9 protein-coding genes are annotated in these 7,958 nt (G+C 62.1%); 5 read left to right on the top strand and 4 right to left on the bottom strand.

What is annotated here, in order from left to right; genetic code table 11:
- Positions 1-134: 134 nt before the first annotated feature.
- Positions 135-1,049 (top strand): sugar kinase, encoded by a 915-nt coding sequence (locus AC1DLT_RS29420; RefSeq protein WP_477489075.1) that lies wholly within the window; start codon positions 135-137, stop codon positions 1,047-1,049.
- Positions 1,050-1,204: 155 nt separating this feature from the next.
- Complete coding sequence (locus AC1DLT_RS29425) at positions 1,205-1,723, top strand: DUF3324 domain-containing protein (protein WP_247138678.1); 519 nt, start codon at positions 1,205-1,207, stop codon at positions 1,721-1,723.
- 145 nt (positions 1,724-1,868) lie between these two features.
- Here AC1DLT_RS29425 and AC1DLT_RS29430 read toward each other — a convergent pair whose 3' ends face one another.
- Together AC1DLT_RS29430 and AC1DLT_RS29435 are read right to left on the bottom strand one after the other, a co-directional pair.
- Positions 1,869-2,207, bottom strand: a complete 339-nt coding sequence (locus AC1DLT_RS29430; RefSeq protein ID WP_247138677.1) for a hypothetical protein — start codon at positions 2,205-2,207, stop codon at positions 1,869-1,871.
- Positions 2,208-2,321: 114 nt separating this feature from the next.
- Positions 2,322-2,729 (bottom strand): OsmC family protein, encoded by a 408-nt coding sequence (locus AC1DLT_RS29435; RefSeq protein ID WP_477485289.1) that lies wholly within the window; start codon positions 2,727-2,729, stop codon positions 2,322-2,324.
- A 168-nt stretch (positions 2,730-2,897) separates the two neighbouring features.
- Here AC1DLT_RS29435 and AC1DLT_RS29440 point away from each other — a divergent pair, with 168 nt between their 5' ends.
- The gene (locus AC1DLT_RS29440) at positions 2,898-3,959 is read left to right on the top strand and encodes a glycosyltransferase family 4 protein (RefSeq protein WP_247138675.1); all 1,062 of its coding nucleotides are present in this window, start codon (positions 2,898-2,900) and stop codon (positions 3,957-3,959) included.
- A 321-nt stretch (positions 3,960-4,280) separates the two neighbouring features.
- On the opposite strand, the gene der is transcribed toward AC1DLT_RS29440, so the two are convergent.
- Together der and AC1DLT_RS29450 are read right to left on the bottom strand one after the other, a co-directional pair.
- On the bottom strand, positions 4,281-5,708 hold the full coding sequence (der, locus tag AC1DLT_RS29445) for a ribosome biogenesis GTPase Der (protein WP_105414977.1): 1,428 nt from the start codon (positions 5,706-5,708) through the stop codon (positions 4,281-4,283).
- Positions 5,709-5,739: 31 nt separating this feature from the next.
- Positions 5,740-6,411: a tetratricopeptide repeat protein gene (locus AC1DLT_RS29450; protein ID WP_255759528.1), complete on the bottom strand. Its 672-nt coding sequence runs from the start codon at positions 6,409-6,411 to the stop codon at positions 5,740-5,742.
- A 264-nt stretch (positions 6,412-6,675) separates the two neighbouring features.
- Between AC1DLT_RS29450 and AC1DLT_RS29455 the strand changes: the two genes are divergently transcribed.
- Together AC1DLT_RS29455 and AC1DLT_RS29460 are read left to right on the top strand one after the other, a co-directional pair.
- Complete coding sequence (locus AC1DLT_RS29455) at positions 6,676-7,674, top strand: polysaccharide deacetylase family protein (protein WP_477489076.1); 999 nt, start codon at positions 6,676-6,678, stop codon at positions 7,672-7,674.
- 157 nt (positions 7,675-7,831) lie between these two features.
- The coding region (locus AC1DLT_RS29460) for a GIY-YIG nuclease family protein (protein WP_477489077.1) at positions 7,832-7,958 on the top strand (127 nt) is incomplete at its 3' end.

The raw sequence follows: 7,958 nt of genomic DNA on the forward strand, positions 1-7,958 counted from the left end.
ATGTTCCAGCCCAACCTAGTGCCCCCCGTTCAAAAGACAACGCATAAGCAAGGCTCTGCGAAGTTCCGGATCCACTCTCTTGCCACGGCTGAAACTTCGGCCTATGCGAGTTTCAAAATACGGGAGGAATGCAATTGGGCGGACGGCTTCTTTCGATCGGCGAATGCATGGTGGAGCTGTCGCAGGCGGGCGAAGGCCTGCTGCGCAAAGGCTTTGCCGGCGACACCTTCAACACCGCCTGGTACGCGCGCGCCTGCCTGCCCGCCGAATGGTCGGTGGACTATTTCACCGCCGTCGGCGACGATCCCCTATCGACCGAAATGCTGTCGATGATGCGGGATGCCGGCATCGGCACCGGCTTCATCCGCCGCATCGAAGGCAAGACGCCCGGCCTCTACCTGATCACGCTGAAGAACGGCGAACGCACCTTCAGCTACTGGCGCGACACCGCCGCCGCAAAGAAACTCGCCGACGATGCCGACCATCTGCGCAGTGCTGTCGAGGCTGCCGACATCCTCTATTTCTCCGGCATCACGCTGGGCATCCTCAGCCCCGAAGCGGTCGAGACGCTGCTGTCGGAACTGCGCCGCGCCAAGGCTTCCGGCAAGATGGTCGCCTTCGACCCGAACATCCGCCCCCGCCTCTGGCCGAACAAGGATTATATGCTGAGGACGATCGAGGCAGGCGCCCGCGCGGCCTCGCTGGTCCTGCCGAGCTTCGACGACGAGACCACCCATTTCGGCGACGCGACGGTGGCCGACACCATCGCCCGCTACCATGCGCTCGGCGTCGGAGACGTCGTGGTCAAGAACGGCGCGGATGGCGCAACGCTGAGCTTCGGCGGCACCGCTCCCGTCCACGTCCCTTCGGTCAGGACCGCTGAGCTCGTCGACACCACCAGCGCCGGCGACAGTTTTAACGGCGCCTTCCTCTCCCGCCTCGTCCGCGGTATCCCGCCGGCGCAGGCCGCCGCCTACGGCGCCTCGGTCGCCTCGGTCGTCATCGGCCACCACGGCGCGCTGATCAGCCCGGCGCTGCTGCCAGGCTGAAACGCCGACGGACATGACCGGCAGCGACCGACGACAGAGGCCGAGATCGGCGCCAGATCTCCGTTGTTTTCCGTGCCCGTGTCATAAATTAATTTTCAGTCATTCTGTGAAAGGGTTGGGGCGATTAAACGATCGCTCCCAACGAGGAAATGAAAATGCGTATCGCCCTTGCCTTCCTGACCGTCCTGGCCCTATCCCCCGCAGCACAGTCCGCCCCGATCGACGCCCTGACCAAGGCCGAAACGAAGACCTATGAGGCATGGGGAAAGCTCGGCCTGACGGAACGGCTGGTGACTTTCGTCACCGCGCCCTCGACCGGCTACGGAATCTACCAGGAAAAGCAGTCCAGCATTTTCAAGCCGGGTGAAAAGGTCATCACCTATGTCGAGCCGATCGGCTACGGCTGGAAGGAGCTTCCCCACGACATGTACGAACTCAACTTCGTATCGGACCTGAAGATCAAGGCGGCGAACGGCGAGGTCATGCTCGACCAGAAGGCCTTCTCCACCAATGTCCTCCAGAGCCACAACGCCAACATGGAATTCTCGATGGATTTCACCCTGACGCTGACGGGCGCGCCGGCGGGCAAATACACGCTGACCTACACGATCCACGACATGAGCGGTGACCAGACCTCGACTTTCGACCAGGAATTCACCATCGCCGCCAACTAACCGCCCCGGCGCCGGCTGCCTCGCTCAGAGGTCAGCTGGCAACCCGGAACGACACCGGAAAGCCCTGCATCACCGAATTGGCGACCGTGCAGATGCTTTTGGCGCGTTCGATCAGGGCCTCGGCTACATTGCGCAGTTTTCCAGTTTATCGTCCCTGCAGGACCTTGACGATATTCGGCGTCAGATCGCCTGCATAAACGGCGGAAACATCCGCGAATGTAATCCTGCGTTTGACAAGACCGTCAAGCGCCCGTTGACAGAACACAGCCGGGGCTTTCGCCTCCGAGACGTTCATGAAGACGGAGGCCTCCTTCTTCCAGGCCGTCGTGCGTTCTTTCTTAAGGCAATTTGCATAGACGGCATTCCGCGCCCGGGAACTCCCCTCCAAAGCGGTTACAACCACTTCATATTGATTTCGTGTCGGCCCGCATGATGCGAGGCACGCGGCCGCAACCGCTAACGCAACTACTTGAGAAAGCTTCATAATATCCCCCGAAATGAACGGATGTATGGGTAGTATGCGATGGGGAATTTTGCAACTGAAAAAACAGAGAAAAAGGACTGTCACAACCCTGACATGATCATCGCGTCTAGGACGTCAGCCGGCAACCCGGAACGACACCGGAAAGCCCCGCATCACCGAATTGGCGACCGTGCAGACGCTTCTGGCGCGTTCGATCAGGGCCTTGGTGTCGGCACCATCGCCCGAGGTGCAGATGACGTCGAGTTCAGCACCGACGGCGATCAGCGGCGCGCCCTCGAGCTGAAGGGTGACGCTGACCGCGATATCCTCGGTATCGATGTTCATCTCGTGCGCCGCGTATCGGAGGTCGTTGCAGAAACACCCGCCGATCGCCAGCGCCAGAAGCTGTCCGCCGTTGAACCCGAGATTGCGCCCGCCGGCCTTGCCCTCCGGCCGGTCGACGACGATCGTATGGCTGCCGGCCCAGCCCAAAGCCGCCTCGGTTCCGCCCACGTTGCGAAGCTCGACGATCGACGTAATCATGGGGCAATCCTCCTCAGCTGATCTGATGACGCTACCTATCTGAAATCCGTTCAACCTGTGCCCGCCACGCCCCCTTCATCAGCCTGTAACAAACTTTCCCGATAGAAGGCTGAAAACGTGTCCGTTGGCGCGAGTCGTGGACGGATCGGCAACCGGGTTCGACCTTCCATGACAAGAATAACCATCGTGACGGATGCCTGGTACCCTCAGGTGAACGGCGTCGTCCGTTCGATCGAGAATACCAACCGGGAACTCGCCCAGATGGGCGTCGACGTGACGATGGTGACGCCACAGGACTTTACCAGCGTTCCCTGCCCCACCTATCCGGAAATCCGCCTGTCGGTCGCCACCTACTGGCAGATCGCCAGCGCCATTCAGGCGTCGATGCCGACTGCCGTTCACATCGCCACCGAAGGTCCGCTCGGCCTGCTCGCACGCCGCTGGTGCCTGAAGAACAACATTCCCTTCTCGACCAGCTATCACACCCGTTTTCCGGAATATGTGGCGGCGCGGTTCCCCATCCCGGTCCGCTGGCTGCACGGCTTCGTGCGCTGGTTCCACAATGCCGGCAATGGTTGCATGGTGGCGACCGCCAGCCTCGAACGCGAGCTTTCGAAGCTCGGCCTCAAAAACTTGCTGCGCTGGAGCCGCGGCATCGACCAGACGATGTTCCACCCGATGGATCTCGACGAACGGCCCTTCGACCTGCCGCGCCCGATCTTCATGACCGTCGGCCGCGTCGCGGTGGAAAAGAACCTGCCGGCCTTCCTCGATCTCGATCTGCCCGGCTCCAAGGTCGTGGTCGGCGACGGCCCGGCGCGCGCCGATTTGCAAAAGCGATATCCGAACGTGCTGTTCACCGGCATGAAGACCGGCGAGGATCTCGCCCGCGCCTATGCCCAGGCCGACGTCTTCGTCTTCCCGTCGAAGACCGACACGTTCGGCAACACGATCCTGGAAGCGCTGGCCAGCGGCGTGCCGGTCGCCGCTTACCCGGTCACCGGCCCGATCGACATCATCGAGGACGGTTCGGGTGCCGGGGCGCTCAACGAAGATCTCCGCCTGGCCTGCCTTGCGGCGCTTGGCTGCTCGCGCGAAAACGCAAGGCAGCTCGCCCGCAAATTCACCTGGGAAGCGGCGTCGAAACAGTTTTTGAACAATGTGCTGATTGCCCAAGGGCGGCCGAAACTGCCGGCCCCACGGGGTGGAATTAGGCCTTCGACGGTATAACGCCAATCCCCATCCGCTCGCCTCGCAAGGCGCGCTCTCCCTGCATACGACGATATTCGCCCGGAGGAAAAGAGACGGTGCGGCAGTCTCCCAATGATCTCCCCCCTTGAGGGGAAGATGTCACGAAAGTGACAGAGGGGGGTGACGACGGTTCGGCAAATACAGCGGCAGAAGAGTGTGCCGCGACACCCCCCTCTGCCCTGCCGGGCATCTCCCCCTCAAGGGGGGAGATCGGCAGGATGCACCGCCCCGTTCCTCACAGGCGATGACCTCCCGCCTCGCGGGAGAGCCAAAAACGCCAGATACAAACCCAGAAACCCCTCACCGCTTCTTCTTGCGTCCCTCGAAGGGATTTTCACCCGCCTTGAAATGCATGCGGATCGGCACGCCTGGAATGTCGAAGTCGGCGCGCAACCCGTTGATCAGGTAGCGGATATAACTTTCCGGCAGCGCGTCCGGCCTGGTGCAGGACACCATGAAGGCCGGCGGGCGGGCCTTGACCTGGGTCATATACTTGAGCTTCAGGCGGCGGCCGGAGACGGCCGGTGGCGGATGCTGGGTCTGCACGCCATCGAGCCAGCGGTTGAGCCTGGCGGTCGAGATGCGCTTGTTCCACACCTTGTCGGTGTCGATGATGCTCTGCATCAGCTTATCGAGACCGTAGCCGGTCTGGCCGGAAATCGGCACGGCGCGAAGCCCCCGCGCCTGCGGCAGCAGCCGTTCGGTCTTTTCGCGGAGATCCGCAAGCACCGCCTGCGTGTCTTCAACCAGATCCCACTTGTTGAAGGCAAGCACCGCGGCCCGGCCTTCGCGCAACACCAGGTCGACGAGCTGCAGGTCCTGCTTCTCGAACGGAATGGTGGCGTCGAAAACGATGACCACCGTTTCGGCAAACCGGATCGAGCGCAGCGCATCCGCAACAGACAGCTTTTCAAGCTTCTCCTGGACGCGCGCCTTCTTGCGCATGCCGGCGGTGTCGAACATCTTGATGGTGCGGTCGCGCCATTCCCACTCGACAGAGATCGAGTCGCGGGTGATGCCCGCTTCCGGGCCGGTCAGCAGCCGGTCTTCACCGAGGAAGCGGTTGATCAGCGTCGACTTGCCGGCATTCGGGCGGCCGATGATGGCGACGCGCAGCGGCTTGGTCTCGTCGTATTCCGGCTCGGCCTCGTCCTCGCCCTCGTCCGCAAAATCGGAATCCCGGACGTCGATATTGGTCTCCGCCTCGTCATCGTCTTCCGGAAACGCCCGCTCCTCGCCGAGCGCCTCGACGATCGCATCGCGCAGGTCGATCATCCCCTGGCCGTGCTCGGCCGAGATCGGAACAGGCTCTCCGAGACCCAGCGTATAGGCATCATAGAAACCGGCGTCGGAACCGCGCGCTTCCGACTTGTTGGCGACCAGCACGACCGGCTTGCCGCTGCGGCGCAGAAGCTCGCCGAAGGTCTTGTCGAGCGGCGTCAGGCCCGACTTGGCGTCGACCACGAACAGCGTCAGGTCGGCGTCGTCGACCGCGGCCTCGGTCTGGGCACGCATGCGGCCTTCGAGCGTCTCAGGGCCGGCCTCTTCGAGACCGGCGGTATCGATGATCGTGAATTTCAGGTCGATGAGCTTCGCGTCGCCGGGACGGCGGTCGCGGGTGACGCCCGGCGTGTCGTCGACAAGCGCCAGCTTCTTTCCAACCAGGCGATTGAAAAGCGTGGACTTGCCGACGTTCGGGCGTCCGACAATGGCGACGGTGAAGCTCATTCTATATCCTTAAAGCCCTGGGCGGAAACCGTCAGGGCGCCTTGCCTGAAGAGGCGATGTTGTCGAGCATGATCTGCGCGCGGTTGGCAACATTGCGCGGCGCAGAGGCGTCATTGGCGATCTGCTGGAACCATTCCTTGGCCTGCGCGACCTTGCCGGCCTTGTAGGCGGCAAGACCAAGCGCCTCGCGGGCGGAATTGGCAAGTGGATTGGCGGGCACGGCCATGGTCTGCACTTCGGCGGCCACCTGTTCATAGGTGCCGTTGTCGATCAGCAGCCAGGCAGCGCGCATCCGGGCAAGGTCGCGCATCGACTGCGGCGCCTTGGCATCCTTGCCGACCGCCGAGAAGGTGGCGATCGCCCCGGTGGCATCGCCCTTGGACTGCTGCACCGAGCCGGCGCGCAGCTTGGCGAGCACGGGATAGGCGCCGCTGCCGTCCTTTTCGAGCGCGCCGAAGGCGGCCAGTGCCTCGTCGTTCTTGTTTTCCGAAGCAAGCTTCAGGGCCGCCAGGAAACGGTCGCCCGATTGCGAAGAATTATGCGTGTTCCAGTATTCATAGCCACGATAACCAGCCGTACCGACGACGATCAGCACGGCGACCGCGATCACAATCCTGCCGTAACGCTGCCATGCACCCCTGAACTGATCGGAACGAAGCTCCTCGTTCACTTCGCGAATAAAACTGTCGTCGTCCTGCGCCATCAAAGTCTCCGGCCCAACCGGCCCATCATGCGGAAAAGCGCCTTCTAGCCTATTTTCCCGGAGATGTAAGGCCCCCCTTAACTCCCGTCGCGCAAAAGTGGTCACCGGTTTTGCAAAGTCGGCGAGCGCAAAGGCGAAAACATCCGCCAGGAAGCCCGTTGGTGGCCTTTCGGGCGGAATCCACACTTAAAGCTAGCCGCTCAAAGCTTCGCCTTATTCTGCGGCCACAAAGCCCGCTGCCCTTCGCCATGATTCAGGTACCTTATGCGTTCGCTTGCCCTTCCCCTCGCTCTCTGTCTTTTCGCCGCGCCCTTCGCAGCCAGCGCCGCCGACAATACCGCTGGCAAGCCGAAACAACTGGTGATGGTCTCGTTCGACGGTGCCGGCGCCAACAACCTCTGGCAGCGCAGCCGCGATCTCGCCAGGCGCACCAATGCTCATTTCACTTACTTTCTCTCCTGCACGCTGGTGATCGAGCGCGCCAATGCCAAAAGCTATCAGGGGCCGAACGAGAAGCCCGGCAAGTCGAATATCGGCTTTGCCCAAACGACCGCAGAGGCTCGCGAACGGCTCGGCCACGTCTGGCAAGCGCATCTCGAAGGCCACGACATTTCCAGCCATACCTGCGGCCATTTCGACGGCAAGGACTGGACGGCGGCAGATTGGACCGCCGAGTTCAACACCTTTCACGACGTGCTGACCAATGCCTGGAAGGCGGCCGGCGCCGGATCGGAGGAGCCGGCCGGCTGGAAGGATTTCGTCGCGACCGGGATCAATGGTTTCCGCGCGCCCTATTTTTCCACCAGCCCCGGCCTGGTCGAAGCCGAAAGACGGGCCGGCATCCGCTATGATGCCAGCCTCGTCACCAAGGGACCGGTCATGCCGGAGGAAAAGGGCGGGCTCATCCGTTTCGGCCTGCCGCTCATTCCAGAAGGCCCGTCCAATCGGCCGATCATCGCCATGGACTACAACCTCTTCATCCGCCATTCCGGCGGCATCGACAATCCGAGCAGTACCGTCGAATTCGAGGAACGCGCCTATTCCGCCTTCAGGGCCGCCTTCGACAAGGAATATGACGGCGACCGCATCCCCCTCCAGATTGGCCTGCATTTCGTCGAAATGAACGGCGGCGCCTATTGGCGGGCGATGGAGCGGCTGGTGACGGAAGTCTGCGGGAAGCAAGACGTCGCCTGCGTCAGTTATTCGGAGGCGATCAGGCTGATCCACGAACGGGAGAAGCCACGGGTGGCATCGGGGTTGTGAGGCCAGCGGCTGCAGATTTTTCACCACGTTGGTTGAAGGAGACCGAGGGTCATCCCCTCCTCCTCAATCCTGTGCTTGTCACAGGAATCCAGCAGCGCCGCGTCGGCGGTGCAAAAGACCACTTGCGTACAATAGTCGCCGGCGCCACACTTCAACCATGAAGGGTTACGTCTACATTCTCGCCTCTAAACGCAATGGTACGCTGTATATCGGCGTGACGCGCGATCTCCCCGGCCGCCTTTACGAACACCAGAACGAACTCACACCCGGCTTCACGTCGAAAT

The sequence above is a fragment of the Neorhizobium sp. 05N33 genome (assembly GCF_056397445.1).

What these genes read in the sequence shown, in the direction of transcription:
- AC1DLT_RS29440 (WP_247138675.1), top strand. Translation starts at nt 2,898, where the DNA reads ATGACAAGAATAACCATCGTGACGGATGCCTGGTACCCTCAGGTGAAC.
- AC1DLT_RS29425 (WP_247138678.1), top strand. Translation starts at nt 1,205, where the DNA reads ATGCGTATCGCCCTTGCCTTCCTGACCGTCCTGGCCCTATCCCCCGCA.
- AC1DLT_RS29455 (WP_477489076.1), top strand. Translation starts at nt 6,676, where the DNA reads ATGCGTTCGCTTGCCCTTCCCCTCGCTCTCTGTCTTTTCGCCGCGCCC.
- AC1DLT_RS29435 (WP_477485289.1), bottom strand. Translation starts at nt 2,729, where the DNA reads ATGATTACGTCGATCGTCGAGCTTCGCAACGTGGGCGGAACCGAGGCG.
- der (WP_105414977.1), bottom strand. Translation starts at nt 5,708, where the DNA reads ATGAGCTTCACCGTCGCCATTGTCGGACGCCCGAACGTCGGCAAGTCC.
- AC1DLT_RS29430 (WP_247138677.1), bottom strand. Translation starts at nt 2,207, where the DNA reads ATGAAGCTTTCTCAAGTAGTTGCGTTAGCGGTTGCGGCCGCGTGCCTC.
- AC1DLT_RS29450 (WP_255759528.1), bottom strand. Translation starts at nt 6,411, where the DNA reads ATGGCGCAGGACGACGACAGTTTTATTCGCGAAGTGAACGAGGAGCTT.